The organism is Haloferax sp. ATB1, from assembly GCF_000730175.1.
Map to the genome: position 1 here is coordinate 16,163 of NZ_JPES01000071.1, position 15,965 is coordinate 32,127.

14 protein-coding genes and 2 pseudogenes are annotated in these 15,965 nt (G+C 58.0%); 6 read left to right on the forward strand and 10 right to left on the reverse strand.

From position 1 onward, the window contains the following. Positions 1 to 20: 20 nt before the first annotated feature. On the reverse strand, positions 21 to 1,460 hold the full coding sequence (locus ATB1_RS11355; protein WP_042663817.1) for an oligosaccharide flippase family protein: 1,440 nt from the start codon (positions 1,458 to 1,460) through the stop codon (positions 21 to 23). Then, a complete protein-coding gene (locus tag ATB1_RS11360) occupies positions 1,457 to 2,365 on the reverse strand; it encodes an alkaline phosphatase family protein (protein WP_042663819.1) in 909 nt (302 codons plus the stop codon). Before ATB1_RS11360 ends, ATB1_RS11355 begins: the two co-directional genes overlap by 4 nt. A 151-nt stretch (positions 2,366 to 2,516) precedes the next feature. Between ATB1_RS11360 and ATB1_RS20705 the strand changes: the two genes are divergently transcribed. Both ATB1_RS20705 and ATB1_RS11370 read left to right on the forward strand, forming a co-directional pair. Continuing rightward, positions 2,517 to 3,614, forward strand: coding sequence for a glycosyltransferase (locus tag ATB1_RS20705; protein WP_198526091.1), 1,098 nt, complete (start codon positions 2,517 to 2,519; stop codon positions 3,612 to 3,614). Positions 3,615 to 3,643: 29 nt separating this feature from the next. After that, positions 3,644 to 4,525, forward strand: a complete 882-nt coding sequence (locus ATB1_RS11370) for an alkaline phosphatase family protein (RefSeq protein WP_052367949.1) — start codon at positions 3,644 to 3,646, stop codon at positions 4,523 to 4,525. Between the two features lie 10 nt (positions 4,526 to 4,535). On the opposite strand, the gene ATB1_RS11375 is transcribed toward ATB1_RS11370, so the two are convergent. From ATB1_RS11375 to ATB1_RS11390, 4 genes and pseudogenes are all read right to left on the reverse strand, one after another. Then, positions 4,536 to 5,636, reverse strand: a complete 1,101-nt coding sequence (locus ATB1_RS11375) for a glycosyltransferase (RefSeq protein WP_042663822.1) — start codon at positions 5,634 to 5,636, stop codon at positions 4,536 to 4,538. Next, a complete protein-coding gene (locus ATB1_RS11380) occupies positions 5,629 to 6,669 on the reverse strand; it encodes a glycosyltransferase family 4 protein (protein ID WP_042663823.1) in 1,041 nt (346 codons plus the stop codon). The genes ATB1_RS11375 and ATB1_RS11380 overlap by 8 nt, the downstream gene beginning before the upstream one ends. Then, complete coding sequence (locus ATB1_RS11385) at positions 6,666 to 7,820, reverse strand: glycosyltransferase (protein WP_042663824.1); 1,155 nt, start codon at positions 7,818 to 7,820, stop codon at positions 6,666 to 6,668. The genes ATB1_RS11380 and ATB1_RS11385 overlap by 4 nt, the downstream gene beginning before the upstream one ends. 847 nt (positions 7,821 to 8,667) lie before the next feature. After that, a pseudogene (locus ATB1_RS11390) lies at positions 8,668 to 9,878 on the reverse strand (RNA-guided endonuclease InsQ/TnpB family protein); the annotation flags it as partial. 242 nt (positions 9,879 to 10,120) lie between these two features. Between ATB1_RS11390 and aglJ the strand changes: the two are divergent. After that, entirely contained in the window at positions 10,121 to 11,032 is a 912-nt protein-coding gene (gene aglJ, locus ATB1_RS11395) for an S-layer glycoprotein N-glycosyltransferase AglJ (RefSeq protein ID WP_042663825.1), read from the forward strand. Between the two features lie 51 nt (positions 11,033 to 11,083). Here aglJ and ATB1_RS11400 read toward each other — a convergent pair whose 3' ends face one another. Then, positions 11,084 to 11,410, reverse strand: coding sequence for a hypothetical protein (locus tag ATB1_RS11400; protein WP_042663826.1), 327 nt, complete (start codon positions 11,408 to 11,410; stop codon positions 11,084 to 11,086). A 134-nt stretch (positions 11,411 to 11,544) separates the two neighbouring features. Here ATB1_RS11400 and ATB1_RS11405 point away from each other — a divergent pair, with 134 nt between their 5' ends. Further along, entirely contained in the window at positions 11,545 to 11,757 is a 213-nt protein-coding gene (locus ATB1_RS11405) for a ribbon-helix-helix domain-containing protein (protein ID WP_042663834.1), read from the forward strand. 19 nt (positions 11,758 to 11,776) lie between these two features. On the opposite strand, the pseudogene ATB1_RS11410 reads toward ATB1_RS11405, so the two are convergent. The 3 genes and pseudogenes from ATB1_RS11410 to ATB1_RS11420 all read right to left on the reverse strand — a co-directional run bounded on the left by ATB1_RS11410 (position 11,777) and on the right by ATB1_RS11420 (position 13,387). Continuing rightward, positions 11,777 to 12,294: pseudogene (locus ATB1_RS11410) on the reverse strand (hypothetical protein). Continuing rightward, entirely contained in the window at positions 12,294 to 12,980 is a 687-nt protein-coding gene (locus tag ATB1_RS11415; RefSeq protein ID WP_042663835.1) for a hypothetical protein, read from the reverse strand. Before ATB1_RS11415 ends, ATB1_RS11410 begins: the two are co-directional and overlap by 1 nt. 119 nt (positions 12,981 to 13,099) lie before the next feature. Continuing rightward, a complete protein-coding gene (locus ATB1_RS11420) occupies positions 13,100 to 13,387 on the reverse strand; it encodes a DUF5779 family protein (RefSeq protein WP_042663827.1) in 288 nt (95 codons plus the stop codon). Between the two features lie 358 nt (positions 13,388 to 13,745). On the opposite strand from ATB1_RS11420, the gene ATB1_RS11425 reads away from it, so the two are divergent. Both ATB1_RS11425 and ATB1_RS11430 read left to right on the forward strand, forming a co-directional pair. Next, positions 13,746 to 14,990, forward strand: coding sequence for a LeuA family protein (locus ATB1_RS11425; protein WP_226908746.1), 1,245 nt, complete (start codon positions 13,746 to 13,748; stop codon positions 14,988 to 14,990). Positions 14,991 to 15,354: 364 nt separating this feature from the next. Beyond that, positions 15,355 to 15,965 (forward strand): thiamine pyrophosphate-binding protein (locus ATB1_RS11430; RefSeq protein ID WP_042663829.1); only part of this gene is annotated, 611 nt, incomplete at its 3' end.

Below are 15,965 nucleotides of genomic sequence, written 5' to 3' on the forward strand. Positions count from 1 at the left end.
GTGATATTCTTGCCGAACACTCATTGGAACAGCCCTGCTGCATCGGCGATAGCAAGTGCGGTCGTCCGGTGGTGCTCGCTGATTACGAAGAGGACAACCCCGTAGGTTACCACTCCAACGCAGAGCATTCCGAACAGGCCTACCCAAGAGTTAACCGGTATCTGTCCACGAGCGACGTACACCACGACTGCCATTATTGTTGCACTCACAAACTGTTCACCGAGCGGACGAGTGTAAAACTGAACCGACGAAACCTCTACTTGGAGAACTCGTCTGAACGCTAGATACCGAATCACTTCACTGAAGAAGGTCGCCACCACGACGCCGACAGCACCGAACTCGAGAATGAGTGGGACGCCCAGCAGGATATTCACTGAGATGGTGGAAAACCCGACAACGAGATTCGTTCTCGGTTTGTCCAGTCCGGCGACTGCTTGGTACATCATTTCGGACTGCGATTGAACCATCCTGTACCCTGCGATTCCAATCAGGAGTATCGCTGCATCTGAATATTCGGGGCCGTAGAAAGTCACGACGAGATCGTTCGATAGAACCAACGAGCCGAAGAACACGGGAATCGATACCAATCCAGTGTACGATAGAGAATTTGTCAGGTCAGTGGCAATGGCTCTATCGGATATTGCGTTACTGATTCGCGCCATGAGTCCATTTCCGAGTACTTCGGTGAGGAGTAGTGAGGGCAACGTAAGGACGAACGCGACCTGATAGTTCCCTGCTGCGGTCTGTCCGACAAGAAGACCGAGAAGCAACAAATCAAGCTGTTTGTATGCCTTCCCAATTGCAACTGTTGGGATACTGTAGCGTGCGTACGACCAAATGTGGCGGGCAGTTTCAACTGATGGCATCACCGGTCTCAGACTCAGAAACCACACTGTAGCCGGAATTGTCAAAAGCGTAGCGAGAGAAAGTCCTCCAGCGATCCCCGCAGCACCGTAGCCAGCGAGGACGAGAACAATCTGAAGTGGGGTCGTTAAAAGCGAACGGACGAGGTCAATCCACGTCGCTATCGAAACTTTCCCCAGACCCTCGATCAAGGCTTGAAGCGGAAAGAAGAATCCGGTCGTAACCATAAGTAGGACGAACAAGAAGAACGCATGATTAAGGCCGGTGTACGACGAGAGATATCCTCGGGCTAGAAAGGCTAGAATCCCGAGAAAGAGCATGTAAACCGGGATGCTCAAAAGGGCGAACCCGAATATACGCCCTTTCTCCGCATTCGGTTCTGAAAACCGTTTTTTGAATGCGACAGATAGCCCTCCAAGTGGTCTATCAGCAAATTTGACGATAGAAAACAATAGATAATATCCACCGAATGTCAACGGGCCGAGCACGCGGGCGAACAAAATCGTTCCTGCGAATCCGACGGCTGCCATGAGGAATTTCGCAATCGCGGCCTTCGAGATCTCAAGGCTGAACGATAGTTCTCTTGCCTCAGTCATTCAATATATCCGAGTTGCCGAAGTTGGTCTTCAGGAAGATTTAATTGTTCTGAATCTGGGTCGTACTCTGGCACATTGGTCTCGACCCATCTGTAGACGTCATATACATCGTCGGGGACACTCCCCAGTGTCGACGAGATGAATGCTCTCCACGAGTGCTGAGCTATGGGGAAGTCTCCATCACCATTGTCGCTATAGAATGAGACAACTATCCCGTGATCACTCAGGATAATGAGTTCGTCGTCTTCGTCCATTGACTCACGGATCCGATTCACCCAATTAGCCACCCATTCGTATGCTCTTCGAAGTTGTACTTCATTTGAGGCGTAAGCGTGCCCAAACGCGTCTAAGGTGTGGATATGGGTCGCAATAAGTGAGCTTTCGTGACGGAGTGTCTCTTCAACCCAAGCGAACTGCTCTGCCCCTATTGCAAACACAGCACGATTGAACTCTCCAGCAGTCATATCTTCCTCTTGACTCATAAGTCGCCAAACGGTTGCTAATTCGTCTCCGTTGTGTACTCCGGGCCAGTTGTGGACAACCCGCCCATCTCCTTTGAGAAACGACTCTGCAGTCGTCTCTCCGACAGCGTACTCGGCTCCTGTCAACGTCGTCGCAACCTCTCCCAGGCGGGTTCGAACAGAAAGTGGCAGACCTCCCGTAAACTTCGATGCCAAATTCAGAAGCGGCCGATTCCAATCGCTTGTCCCCGACTTCGTTACACCGTGTTCATCCGGTGATAATCCGGTGGCAATCGTCGCCCACACTTCTGGAGTGTACGGATAATCCATACTGTGGGAGAACGTTTCTAACTCACCCGACGTATCAAGTCGAAGTGAATCCAACTGAAAGTACTCTACTAAACCTGCATCGAGGGCATCAAGAGCGAGTACGACGAGAGTCATTACTACATTAACTCCCACTCAATTCAATAAGTAGTACGATTGCACAGAGTCACTTGAACACGTAAAAGACGTTCACATCAGAAGAACTTTGCCACGGACTGTAGAGAACTGAACAATGAAATCTGAGCGAGAGTCTCTGCACGCAACTCACGTGTACCTCGACGAAGGAGCAGAAGAGGGAGGAATCGCTCACCCAACACAGGACCTCATCTCGTCTCTACGTAAAAAGATCACCGTATCAAAAGAGCTGATACAGCAACCGAAGTCGTCTTCACCACGTTACTGGTACCAACTCGCTCAGCGGTCCTCACGTGAGACCGATGTGGTTCACGTACATTTTGAATACGGGTCGTTTGGATCTCTCGGCGGTATATTTCTCGGGACGATGTTCCCCTTCTTCGCACGTGGGTTGAATTCTCCCCTTGTGATGACTCTCCACAATTTAGAGACCGATAGAACACTCAAATTCGACTCACTCAGTGCTGTGATGGAATCAATTGGTTCTCTCGTTCGTCGTCCAATGGAGATGTCAATGCGCAACTCGACTGATTTCTTTATCACGTTGATGCAGGAGCAAGCAGATTACTTGGCTGAAACTGGTGTTGATCCATCACATATTGAGCACATTCCGCTCGTACCAGAAACCGATCCTACACTCTTGGACAAAGACAAATGTAAACGAAACCTCGGTATCGAAGGGAAACACGTCATCACGTCGTTCGGTTGGGTTCGTCGTTCGAAAGGCTACGAGCGAATCATCAAGTTTCTCGACCAACTTCCCGACGACGTCGTCTTTCTCGTCGCGGGAGGGGCGCGGACGAACGAGCACGAGGCGTACGTAACCGAGCTTAAGCAACTTGTCGAAGATAGAGGATTGTCTAACCGGGTGATCTTTACTGGTTATCTTCCACGGGAAGACCACCCGACAGTGCTGAATGCAACTGACGTCCTCGTTCTTCCCTATCGTGACAATCGTGCGTCCGACGCGCTCGCAAGAGGGTTGTCGTATCGAATCCCGGTTGTGACATCTTCGAATCGGGAATTTAGTAGTATCCGCCAAAAGTGGGGTTGTATTCTCACTGCGAGCGATAACGACGAACTTCGAGAACAAGTGTCTCTCGCGTTGTTTGACGAAGAAACACGGAGGTCGCTCCAAAGAAACGCAACATCGTACGCTGAATCGATGAACTGGGACGCTATCTCAGAAGAGATTATCCACAAGTACCAGCTAGTGGTTACAAATGAGTGACTCAAACACGATCTGTCTCCTCGCACTTGATGCCGCAGACTACCAACTTGCCGAGCGGTGGGGGTGCGAAAATATGCTTCTTGGAGACTCATGATCACATCGAGTCGTTCTCTTATAGCACTGATCTGCCGATCACGACGGAAGTCTGGACAACTGTCGCAACGGGTGTGCACCCAGAAGAACATGGAATCGTTGCAACCGGAGAGCAACAGGAGTGGAAAAATCCGGTCTTACAGACGCTCAGTAAAGTAACACCGTACGTTCTCCCCAAAGATCTCAGAGTTCGCCTCGGTACAATACTCCGCGGGGATGAGGAAGATTCGGCTATGGTCATGCGACAGACTGATGTCGACACAATATTCCCTCACGGGTCGGCGTTTGGGTGGCCTGGTGTAACTCCTGCGCGTCATCTCTCCGAAGCGTGGCACTTACTAGAACAGGCGAATGCAAACAAGATTTCGACGGACGAGTTACTGGACAAATCGATGAAAAATACAGGTATTGAGTTCGGCTGGCTTATTGCCGCAGCAGACCTCGGATATCCCGTTGTTGGAGTCCATTCACACATCCTCGATATTGCAGGACATGCGTTCGCCCGCCGAGAAAAGAAATTGAAGGAGGTTTATACTCAAGTCGACCGTCTCGTAGGGATGATTCAGGAGCACACAGATCGACTTGTGATTCTCTCGGACCACGGCATGCAAGTCGAATGGCTTGACGACGAGTCTCCCGGTGACCACAGCTTACGGCCATTCATCTCGAGCAACTTCGCGACTGACCTCCCAGATGATATGTATTCGGTGAGGCCGTGGGTTGAATCACAGATTACTGCCAATACTGAAGAACGCGATGAGTCTGTTGGAATAGACACCACGCATCAGCAGTTAAAAGACCTTGGTTATCTGGAGTGATCTTTTGGACTCAGTTCACGAGTTGTTCATATATCTCGACCGTTTGTTCGCCAAACTGTCTCCAGTTCACTTGCTTAACGTAGCTGTCGGCAGCGTGGCGGAGTCGTTCGCGCTCATTTTCGTCGAACAGCACCGTCTTGAGCACAGATGCCAGATCGTCGGGTGTTTCGTATGTCTGGATGCAGTCGTAGTCGTCATGAATTTCCGCGAACGCCGGGAGGTTTGAGGTTACCGTTGGTTTTCTGTACGCTAACGCATCGTTGACGGCGATACTTACACTCACCCGTTGATAAGGTAGGACGACAACATCTGCTGCACTAAATATTTCGTCGATAGTATCCGTGTCAGAGACATATCCAATCCGTTTGTACCGGTCCGAAACACCGAGATTGACCGCGAGTTTCCGAAGCCGCTTGTCAAACGCTTCATCCTGATTTGTTTTCGGATCTCCAACGACTAAGTAGGTCGTGTCCTCGAATGACGTGAGTACTCGAATTACGTCTTGAATTCGCTTTTTTTCTTCTACCCATCCGAAAGTGAGTATAACTGGAGTTGACAACCCTAATCTCTCTTTTGAGCTCTTGGAATCGAGCAGTGTTTTATCGTCTTCTGCAGGCAGCAGGAGTTTGTGGATGTGGTGAGTGTTCTTGTGTCGTTCTTCAAGAACTGATCTCGCCTCTCGTGTATGGACTACAACCGCATCAGACGCCCACAGTGCAAGCCGTTCCAGAATCGAATCTCTAATCTGTAGTATTCGGTTACCGATCTGATTGAGGTGGGTATGTTTTCGGTGGACCTCGTGAAGTGTAGTTACAACCGGACGTGGGTCACGCTTCAACTGCGCAAACATCGCTGGTGAACCTGTCCCGCTCATCCCAATCTCTCCAAACAACCCTGCTTCGAATTGGAGGTGGATTATATCGGCGTCACGTGGAATGTCTTCTACTAACCGGGCATAGTGAAGTGGATCTTTGCTATCACGATCATCAACCGGTGTAATCCTTACAGTCGTGTTCTGCAATTTGATGGACCTAACAAGTCTCTCAGTGTACGCAACGATACCTCCCCTGCTATTCCACGGTGTTATCTGTGCAACGCACAATTCAGCCATGATATGTCTCCTCGACGTTATCGGTAACCTCGTTCCATCCGGCGAGGCAAGTCGTATTCACTTTTGTTTGCATTCCGCGTCGTAGCGCATCTATCGTTGATGTGGAATCTGTACTGTCGATAAGCACAACACCTTCGTTGGCTCCCCAGTCTACTAAGGCCCCCGCGTTCCTCACTACACACGGCGTCCCCGCCGCCAACGCCTCTGCCACCGTCATCCCGTAGGCTTCGAACTCACTCATGGTCACGTAGACGTCGGCACCAGCGTAGAGACCAGGTAACATCTCGCTATCAACGTATCCGAGGAACTCGACTCGGTCTTCGACACCAGCCCGTCGTGCGATTCGCTCCAACTCATCTCGATACGGCCCGCTTCCCGCGACGAGCAGGTCGAATTCGGGGAGACCGGTCATCGAACGAATCACGTGCTGGACACCTTTGTACTCCTCTAACCGCCCAACTGTGAGGAGATACGGTCGTTCCCGATCGAACGGTGTGGCCGACGCGAATCGCTTGACGTCGAGTCCGTTCGGAATCACCGTCGCATCGACATCGAAGTCCCTCGCCAATTGTTCGCGTTCCCACTCGCTGACGGCGACGACAGCGTCGGCATGCTTGACTGCCCACCTGCCGAACGGCCTGTAAAGCGACAGCAGTCTCTCCCGAACCGAACTCGCACTTCCACCGTGGTAGTGCGTTGTCACGACGAATCGTCGCTCACCGACACCCAGCGCCGCGAAAAAGATCGGGAACGAGTGATAATTGTGTGCGTGTACGACATCGGCGTCCACGTTCCGAACTGCCCACATGATCTGCGGGCAAATATGCATGGATCCGTCCGGTGCGACTCCACGATAGCGCTTAATACGAACGCCATTTCGCCGCTCGCGTCGAAATCCGTTCCCGCCAGCGTCAGCCGTGAGGACAGTAACCTCGTGCCCACGGTCGACGAGTCGCTCTGAAATTTCTGCTACGTGTGTCTCCACACCTCCGGATTGCGGCGGATACCGCGGCGTCACCTGCAATATCTTCATTCGTACTGGTCTCGCAGTTCTTCGTCGACTTCCCAAATTGCACTCCCTTCCCCGCGCAGCAGTTTCACACTCGCAAAGAGCAGCGACACCTGCGTATCGAAGAGTGCGTAGGCGGGCTGGAGCGACCCGAGTTTATCGCGTGACCCGAGAGCGACGAACGCAGCGACAGCACCGGGTACAACGAGTCCAAGGGGGCCACCGAGGGCGAACCCGACGAGCGTCGTCACCGACAGCACGCCAGCGAGCAACCACGGCGAAACGATCATAAACCACCAGTTGAACGGGAGAACGACAGCCCCGTACATTCCGTACCGACCCAATGCATCGCGGTGCTGGACGAGGAGTCGAATTAACCCCATCGCACGCCGGTCCTTCTGCGTTCGCCGCTTCGAGAACGCAGAGTGCGACGCCTCCTTGTAGCGGATGTTGGGGTCGAAGACAACGCGTTTGCCGTTCCGACGAATCAGCAGTGCCAGTTCGGTGTCGTCGGCGATGGAGTCCGGGTCAATGGGAACGATTTCGTCGTTTTCGAACGCGGAGAACGGCCCGTGGAAGATGAGCGTCGAATCGAGATGTGATTCGAGCGTTTGGATGGTCGCTTGGATTCCACGGTACCCCTCTTCGACGCCGCTGCCACCGAGAACGTCTGCGTTTCGGCCGGTGACCGCGCCGACGTGAGGGTCGGCGAGGTTGGCGGCCGCGATACGGAGCGCATCGGGTGCGACTTTCGAGTCACAATCGGTCTTGACCACCATCTCGTTCTTTGCGGCGGCGTATGCGTCGTTGAGTGCAGGGGCGAGACCACGACGCTCGTCTTCTTCGATGAGGTTCAGCATCGGCGCGTCGCGACGCTCGAACCAGTCGCGGATGAGCTCCCGCGTCGAGTCGTCGCTCGAATCCACGATGACGACTTCGACCTTCTCCATCGGGTAGTCGAGCGCGTAGATGTCGTCGAGTTTGTTTTCGATGATTCGTTCCTCATTGTACGTCGGCAGCACGATGCTGACTGTCGGTTCCGCGTCCTGCTTGTTCGCCGGAGAGCCCTCCGGATCAACCACGTAGTAGAGCAATCCGTAGAGCAGATACGGGATCCCCGTGAGCGAAAAAAGGAACACCGCCCCTTTCACCAGACGGCGAGCGAGAGTGCGCATACCCCCGGTTGAACGAGAGTGATAAAAATAACACGGGTCTCACGCTTTGCTACCGTCCTCCAGAGTTCATATCGGTAGTGACTACCTCTACATTAGGTGCAATTCTGGCTGGCGCACACCCACATGATTCCCCGGAAGGACACCTTCGTTATCGTCGTCCCGAGGCTCTGATTTAATTAGAGACCGACCTAAGTGAACTCCATCGAATAGACCAACACTTCAGGGCGAGACAGACTGGATACACAGGACATCAGCTTCGAAAATATGGTCGATTCAGCGATTGTTGAGTGAACGTGAACTGCGCTGGTCGAAGCAAGTGTGAGTGCCGATGATGGGCGAGGATACTCTCTGAGACGAAACGAAAACAGGCAATACACCACCTGTACGATGAAGTGTACTGGTGATGAGAGAGAAGGGACAGGCGTCACGATTCGAAAGATCCTGTGAGTACGTCGACGAGCACAGACCTGTGAGGAAACAAGAAACCACAGTCAGGCGCGGCGTTACGGCACGAAAACACGCAGGGGGATTCATAGAATGAGGTCAGTTGTCGACAGGGCCTCGGCACCAAATTCACACCCACGCGAACGACGACACGAATACACCCTTGCGGAAAACGGGCGAGTGTGTACACCCCTAATATCGGAGGGTGTACCGGGGCGAGCCGAAGACACTTAAAAACAAAAAAGGGTGTAGAGGATAGGCAAATAAGTACAAGGGTGTACGAGTACCAAGCAGCTTCGACCCACACGCACGAGACATTGATCGAGCTAGGGGTCCAGTACTGCCCGCGTGATTGACATCCTCCCCGCGCTAAAGCGCGAGGATTCCTCCGTTGGGGGTTCGGCTACCGACCCACGGAGGCAACTTGCGGGTTTGTGCGCACTTCTTTGGGACGTTCGTGAGGGTGTGGTTCCCCCGACCAACCGTGGTCGTCCCACTCGAAGCGCACGGGCCGTGCCATCGGCCTGACTTCCGTGTCGCTGTTTTCTCGAAGGAACGTCTCTGACGCCGTGAGGTCGGCGTGCCCCTCGAATCCACACGGACAGGTCAGCGTATCTCGTGGCGAGTCGTCTCCTCGTGGTCGTCACACTCGGGGCACGTCTGGTTCGTCCATGCTTCCGACTCGGCTTCGAGAGAGATGCCGTACTCCTCACAGACGTACGCGAGACGGTGGATGAACTTCTTGAACGCCCAGAAATTGTGCGTCTTCTCGTTCACCCTGACCGACCAGTAGGTTTCCAGCACGTTGGTCAAGTCGCCCACGTACACTGTCGCCACGCCCTCGTCGTACAGTCGTTCAACAAGGTCGCGCACCAGCGCGTTCTGTGCGTGGTCACGACGCTTCGTCCGCTGTCGGTACAGCCGTCGAATCCGCTTGGAACTGTATCGTCCTTCACGGAGTCGTCCGGAAGACTCCGTCTTCCGTGATTCCGAGAGACTCCGTCTCTCGGGCAATTTCGACTGTAGGCGGGCGATTTCGTCTGTCGTCTCGCGGAAACGTCCGAACAACTTCCGTCCGTCGTAGAGGTACTGGTTCCCAGTGGTCGTGGAACAGGCGACGAGATTGTTTGCGCCAACGTCGAGGGCGGCTTCGTGAGAAGCCAATGGTGAATCCAATCGAGAATCAGATACGGTGACTGGTTGGAAAGCCCTGAACGTGTCGCTTACTTCGTCGTACGCAAGTTCCAGACGACCCTGTTTGCCGTCCCACTTCGGGTTACCTCGGACTTCGAGGCGGAGTCGTTCGTGGTAGCCGAGTCCGTATTCGTCTTTTAGTTCTTGCCCGACTGGGATTTCGAGACGCGACCGCTTGCCCCACTCTATCGTGTACTGGTTGCATCGGATGTAGGTGCGGAGTTCGCGTCCGTCCTCTTCGTTGCCCCAGTACGACGGTTGGTTGGCGTACTCGCCTTTCTCCTTGAGGGCGAAGAACGACCGCCACGCTTCGCTGTTCTTGCGCGTGACCTGTTGGACGGTCGCACTTCCGACGACGCCGTTGTAGCGTCCTCGGTACTCAGCGGTGTCCCACACGTCGCCGTCACCGAAGTAGTTCTGATAATGATTGCGTTGGAACCCCGTCTATGCCATTGTCGGCGGTTGAATACTGTGGGTCGGCTTCATCCCCGTCGCCAGATTACATCTGGCGGGCAACCAGAACGCGACGCGTTCTGGTGACGCCCTGAAGGACGGGGCTTTCGCCTCGAATTTCCCGTGAAGCGTTCAGATGTACAACTAAGTCGCGTCCGTGATAGTAAAGAGAAAACCCTTTTGAGAAGTCCTCCACCACCACAGTAACAATGCCCACCCCCGACTCCGTTTGTATCCTCGTCCCCACCTACAACGAGGCGGAAACAATCGCCGATGTCGTCTCCGACTATCGAGACGAGGGATACACCAACGTGCTCGTCATCGACGGTGGGTCTACGGACGGAACCCGGGAGCTCGCAGAAGAGGCTGGCGCACACGTCGTCGTCCAATCCGGGTCGGGAAAGGGTCAAGCAGTCAGAGAAGCCGTCGAGGACCACATCAAAGCGACATACGTCCTGATGCTCGACGGCGACGGCACCTACGAAGCGACAGACGCCACCGAGATGCTCGACCCGCTCGCCGAGGGGTACGACCACGTCATCGGTGACCGCTTCGCCGACATGCGGCCGGGTGCGATGACGCGACTCAACAGGGTCGGAAACCGCATCATCAACCGGGCGTTCGCGTTCATTCACGGTCAGGACTTCCGCGACATCCTCAGTGGCTATCGAGCGTTCACTCGCGAGTCGTTCCTCGATATGACGCTCACCTCCGACGGCTTCGGTATCGAGACGGAGATGGCCGTCGAGTGTGCGAAACGGGGCATCAAGACGACGGTCGTCCCCACCACCTACTACCCGCGGCCCGACGGCTCGGACACGAACCTCAAACCGATCCGCGACGGCGGCATCATCTTTCTCGAACTGTACCGCCGCGCCAAGACCAACAACCCGCTTTTCTACTTCGGCAGCGTCGGATTCGCGTCGACCGCGACCGGGGTCGGTCTCGCCCTGTACGTCGCCTACGACTGGGTCGTTCGCTCGATCTCGCACGAGGTCATCGCGGTCGTCTCCGCGGCGGGCATCCTCTTCGGCGTGCAGCTGCTGATGTTCGGCGTGCTGTCGGACCTCATCCTGTCGCTGCATCGCGAGCAGATGAAGCGCATCGAAGAACTGCAGTGAGCGTCGGCCCGCGCCGGTTGTCGGGACCGGGTGAACCGACCGAGACCGCCCTCAGAACGGGACGAGCGAACGAAGCCGACCCATCAGACTCTTTGACGCTTTGGCGCGAAACTCCTCGAACACCGGGTGGAGCGTCTCCAAGAGGTCGCGGCGAGAGTCGAATCGGTCCTTCGGAGCGGCGGCGAGGGCGTCGCTTATCGCGACCGTATTGCCTGCTGCGTCAATCGGCACGGCGACGTCGTCGAGCGCTCGCACGATCTCGCTTGCGTCTGCCGGGTAGTCGATATCTGCGGTGTCGACGTCATCGGCGAGTGCGGCGATACCGAATTCGATTGAGTCCGGCTCCGACGTATCATTCTGCGGCGGTCTCGCGGCCATCGAACGTGTATACGATGTCCCGAATGGAAAAACCCCCGACCTTCGGGGACATCGCCGGTGAGCGCCGGGAAACCGGACGGACGGTCGCAGTCGCCACCGTTGGGGTTAACCCCGCCCGGTGCCACGGTCGAGCCATGACCGAGTACACGACGGTCTCGATCCCGAAGGAGTTGGCCGCTCGCGTCGACGACACCATCGAGGGAACCACCTTTTCGAGCACGAGCGACCTCGTTCGGTTCCTCCTGCGCAGCATCGTCATCCAACACGAGCGCTCCGGTGGGGACCTCTCCGAGTCGGAGTTCCAAGAGATAGCGGAACAGCTGACCGACCTCGGCTACCTGCGGTAGTCAGCCGGGCACGGTCGGGTCAGTCGAGTTCTTCCTGCGGCGGTTCGGCGTCGAGCACGACGAGTTCCAACTTCCGTCCGGCGCGGTCGAAGGCGGCGAGCGTCCGCCGCTCCCACGGGGGGACGGCGAGGAGCACCACGGCCGCGAGGTCGTCGCGCTCCGTGAGCTCGAACGGACCTGCGGATGGGTGAGAAAGCGGGCGCGGCCGCGCCCGGCGGGCGTTCCGAGGTCCATGCCAAAGACGGCGCTCACGGACTGGCCGGCTTCGGACATGTAGAAGTGGGTGAGAACCGGCGTCTCCGGGTCGAGCCCGAGGTCCTCGTCGAACTCGCCGGCGGGCGTGGGCGCGAGAACGACGTTCGCGGGCTTCGGCTCGGCCTCTTCGCCCATTTCGAGGAGGACGTCCACGAGTCCTCGCGTGACGTGAACTCGCCGTCGTTCCGGCTCCTCGCCCGCGTTGTCAGCGGTGGGGTCGGCGGTCGGTTCTATGTTGGAGGGCTGTTCGTCGCCGTCGCTTGGGGGAGTGTCGTCGGGCATCAGTTTGAGAGCATCGAGGTGAACGCCCGGGCGTAGGCGCTCGGGAGGTTTCGTCGGGCGTTTCCGAGTGCGGTTCGAAGCTCGTCACCCGCGTTCACGGGCACGCCAGCGCCGTGACCGACGAGCAGCCGCTCGGGGTCGTAGCGCGAGAGCACGCGGCGCGGCGGGAACGGCCGGAGCATCGGGTGGACGCCGAGGTGCTCGCCGCGGGCGCAGAAGTAGCCCACCGTGCCGACCGACTCGGGGACGACGAGCAGGTCGTAGTCGTCGTGGTAGAAGCCGACTTCCTGCCACGGCGGGAGAGAGCGGTCGACGAGGCGGAACGCCTCGAAGCCCGAGTCGGCGAGATCGGCCCCGAAGCGCTCGACGGTCGCGTCGAGTTCGTCGGCGACACCGGTCATCCACGAGGCGACGTAGACGGGGGCCTCGTGGCGGTTGGCGATGGCCGCCGAGTCGCGCTTGTGCCGGTCGAGGCCGACGACGACGCCGGCCACGTCGCCGAACTCGTCGAACAGGTCGTCGACGCCGGGGGCATCGACGGGGTCGAACACCCACACGTCGCCGTCGACGGCGACGGCGTGGCTGGCGCGCTGCATGGTCTCGTCGGGGTGTGCGAGCCAGCCGACGCCGTGGTCCCATCGGTCGATCTCGCGGAGGTCGGACGTGCCGCGACCTTTCATCGGCATGTCAGTATCGTGGGGCTCGCGGCGCATAAGGACTCTCCCCGCGGCCGATGCACCCGGTTGTCGTGCTGCTCGTCACCGGCCGCCGGTCGGCCGCGACGACCGCAAAACGGGCCGCCCGGTCAGAGGCTGTCCGTGTTGATGTCCACGCCGGGCGGGGAGACCACGAGGAACTTCCGGAAGTGCATCAACTGGCCGTCCATGTCCTTGATGTCGCGTGCGAAGCCCGACGCGAGTTTGTTGAGGTCGCCCTCGATGGCGAGAAAGAGGACGTTTCCGCGGGCGACGGACTGGACCCACTCCTCCGGCGGGGTCGACCCGTCGAGGACGCCGAGGACCACGTCGCCCTCGGCGTCGTCCTCGTCGAGGTGTTCTTCGGCCGTCTGCAAGTTGAGATTGAAATCGCCCATACCCGCCCGGTTGTCGAGCGACGAGAAAAGGGTTCGGTCGGGGCGTGAGTCCGCCGCCGAGCACGCAAAGAGACCATTGTTATCACGTTGCACACGACAGTCGCGTTTCGATCCACGTTTGTCCAGTCGTCGGTGCGCGCACCGGGTAGTAAATTTTGTTTCTAAATTCTATTTAGTTGTATTATCGTTCCGGAGCCATCGAACAGCGAGCGCACATATCAAGTCAATATATGTCATGATATGATATAAGGACGTTTAGGTACTGCGATTACCCCCGAGAGTGGTTGTCACGCAACACTCCCTGAACGTTCGTGATACTGTCGGGGAGAAACATTTAAATAGGAGTTCGGGCACGTGACTGACACGATGTCTCACAAAGACACGGAGGATTCGTCGGGTTCCCCGGCGGGTCGAGTTCTTCCAGGGCACATTAGCCCAACAATCTGAAATCGAAGACGTACGAATCTTCGACACGACGCTCCGCGACGGCGAACAGTCACCGCGAACCTCGTTCAGCTACGAGGAGAAGCGCGACATCGCCGAGACCCTCGACGACATGGGCACCCACGTCATCGAGGCCGGGTTCCCGGTGAACTCGGAGGCGGAGTTCGAGGCAGTGGCGGATATCGCTGCTTCGACGGACGCGACGACGTGCGGGTTGGCCCGCGTCGTCGACAAGGATATCGAAGCCGCGCTGGATTCCGGCGTGGACATGGTGCACACGTTCGTGAGCACCAGCGACGTCCAGTTGGCCGACTCGATGCACGCTTCCCGAGAGGAAGCCGTCGAGCGGGCCGTCCGCAGTGTCGAACACGTCCGCGACGCGGGCGTTGAAGTAATGTTCTCGCCGATGGACGCCACCCGGACGGACGAGGACTTCCTCATCGAAGTCGTCGAGGCCGTCTCCGAGGCGGGCGTCGATTGGATCAACCTGCCGGACACTTGCGGCGTGGCGACGCCGACTCGCTTCGCCCGCATGGTGGCGACGGTCAGAGAACACACCGACGCGAGAATCGACGTGCACGCGCACGACGACTTCGGACTGGCGTCGGCGAACGCGATGGCCGGCTTCGAGGCCGGCGCAGCGCAGGCGCAGGTGTCGGTCAACGGCATCGGCGAGCGCGCCGGCAACGCCGCCTACGAGGAGGTCGTCATGGCCGCGGAATCCCTCTACGGCGTCGATACCGGCATCGACACGACGAAGATAACCGAGCTGGCTCGCGTCGTCGAGGCGGCGTCCGACATCCCGGTCCCGGCGAACAAGCCGGTCGTCGGCCGCAACGCCTTCTCTCACGAGAGCGGCATCCACGCCGCCGGCGTCATCGAGAACGCCGACACCTTCGAACCGGGCGTCATGACCCCGGAGATGGTCGGCGCGACCCGCGAGTTCGTGCTCGGCAAGCACACGGGGACGCACTCGGTACGCAAGCGCCTCGCAGATATCGGGTTCGACCCCTCGGACGCCGAGGTCCGGGAGGTCACCCGCCGCGTCAAAGACCACGGCGCGGAGAAAGAACGCGTCGACGACGCGACGCTTGAGGTGTTCGCCCGCGACGTGGGTATCACCCACGAGGACGATACGGAGGAGGAGGTCCGCGCCTGATGGCGCCGGGCTGTGGCCCTACGGGGCGACCGCCCTGCACGCGTTCGACCTCCCGCCCGGCGTGCAATCGTTGCCCGCCGCGAAAGCATTATTACCGACGGGACGGACGTGTTGCATACGATGACCTCGCACGACGCACACGCGGTTCGCTCGACCCCGGACGCCGGGGCCAGCGACGCCGCCGTCGGCGCGATTCGGTCGCTCATTATTGTAGGGGCATAGCCCCCTACCACACCATCTCTCCGTCCCGCGTATCCGCACCGTTTTCAGACACGTCCGCAGTCCCCACAATGGCGCACCAGCACCACACGCAGTCACCAGACAACTCGTATCGACGACCGACCACACACCACGGAGCCCACACATGAGCGAACGAACCGCAGCCACGACCGACCCCGACGCGACCGACGCCGCCGACGACTCGACCGAGACGCCGACCGAGGTTACCACGGGTTCGACGTCAGTCGTCCGCGCCCTCGAAAACGCCGGCGTCGAAACCGCCTTCGGCGTGCAGGGCGGGGCGATAATGCCCATCTACGACGCGCTGTACCACTCGGACATCCGTCACGTGACGATGGCCCACGAGCAGGGCGCGGCGCACGCCGCTGACGCGTACGGCGTCGTTCGCGGCGACCCCGGCGTCTGTCTCGCCACGTCCGGTCCGGGTGCGACGAACCTCGTGACCGGCATCGCCGACGCGAACATGGACTCCGACGCGGTGCTCGCGCTCACGGGGCAGGTCCCGTCCGACATGGTCGGTTCCGACGCGTTCCAGGAGACCGACACCACGGGCGTCACCGCGCCCATCACGAAGCACAACTACTTCGCCTCGTCGCCCGACACCGTCGGCGACACAGTCGGCGAAGCGTTCGCGCTCGCCGCCGAGGGCCGCCCCGGTCCGACGCTCGTCGACCTCCCGAAGGACGTCTCGCTCAACGAGACCGACAGCGAGCCGGGGGCGGCACAGCCGCCCGA

What these genes read in the sequence shown, in the direction of transcription:
- ATB1_RS11355 (WP_042663817.1), bottom strand. Translation starts at nt 1,460, where the DNA reads ATGACTGAGGCAAGAGAACTATCGTTCAGCCTTGAGATCTCGAAGGCC.
- ATB1_RS11360 (WP_042663819.1), bottom strand. Translation starts at nt 2,365, where the DNA reads ATGACTCTCGTCGTACTCGCTCTTGATGCCCTCGATGCAGGTTTAGTA.
- ATB1_RS11370 (WP_052367949.1), top strand. Translation starts at nt 3,644, where the DNA reads ATGCCGCAGACTACCAACTTGCCGAGCGGTGGGGGTGCGAAAATATGC.
- ATB1_RS11375 (WP_042663822.1), bottom strand. Translation starts at nt 5,636, where the DNA reads ATGGCTGAATTGTGCGTTGCACAGATAACACCGTGGAATAGCAGGGGA.
- ATB1_RS11380 (WP_042663823.1), bottom strand. Translation starts at nt 6,669, where the DNA reads ATGAAGATATTGCAGGTGACGCCGCGGTATCCGCCGCAATCCGGAGGT.
- ATB1_RS11385 (WP_042663824.1), bottom strand. Translation starts at nt 7,820, where the DNA reads ATGCGCACTCTCGCTCGCCGTCTGGTGAAAGGGGCGGTGTTCCTTTTT.
- aglJ (WP_042663825.1), top strand. Translation starts at nt 10,121, where the DNA reads ATGCCCACCCCCGACTCCGTTTGTATCCTCGTCCCCACCTACAACGAG.
- ATB1_RS11400 (WP_042663826.1), bottom strand. Translation starts at nt 11,410, where the DNA reads ATGGCCGCGAGACCGCCGCAGAATGATACGTCGGAGCCGGACTCAATC.
- ATB1_RS11405 (WP_042663834.1), top strand. Translation starts at nt 11,545, where the DNA reads ATGACCGAGTACACGACGGTCTCGATCCCGAAGGAGTTGGCCGCTCGC.
- ATB1_RS11415 (WP_042663835.1), bottom strand. Translation starts at nt 12,980, where the DNA reads ATGCCGATGAAAGGTCGCGGCACGTCCGACCTCCGCGAGATCGACCGA.
- ATB1_RS11420 (WP_042663827.1), bottom strand. Translation starts at nt 13,387, where the DNA reads ATGGGCGATTTCAATCTCAACTTGCAGACGGCCGAAGAACACCTCGAC.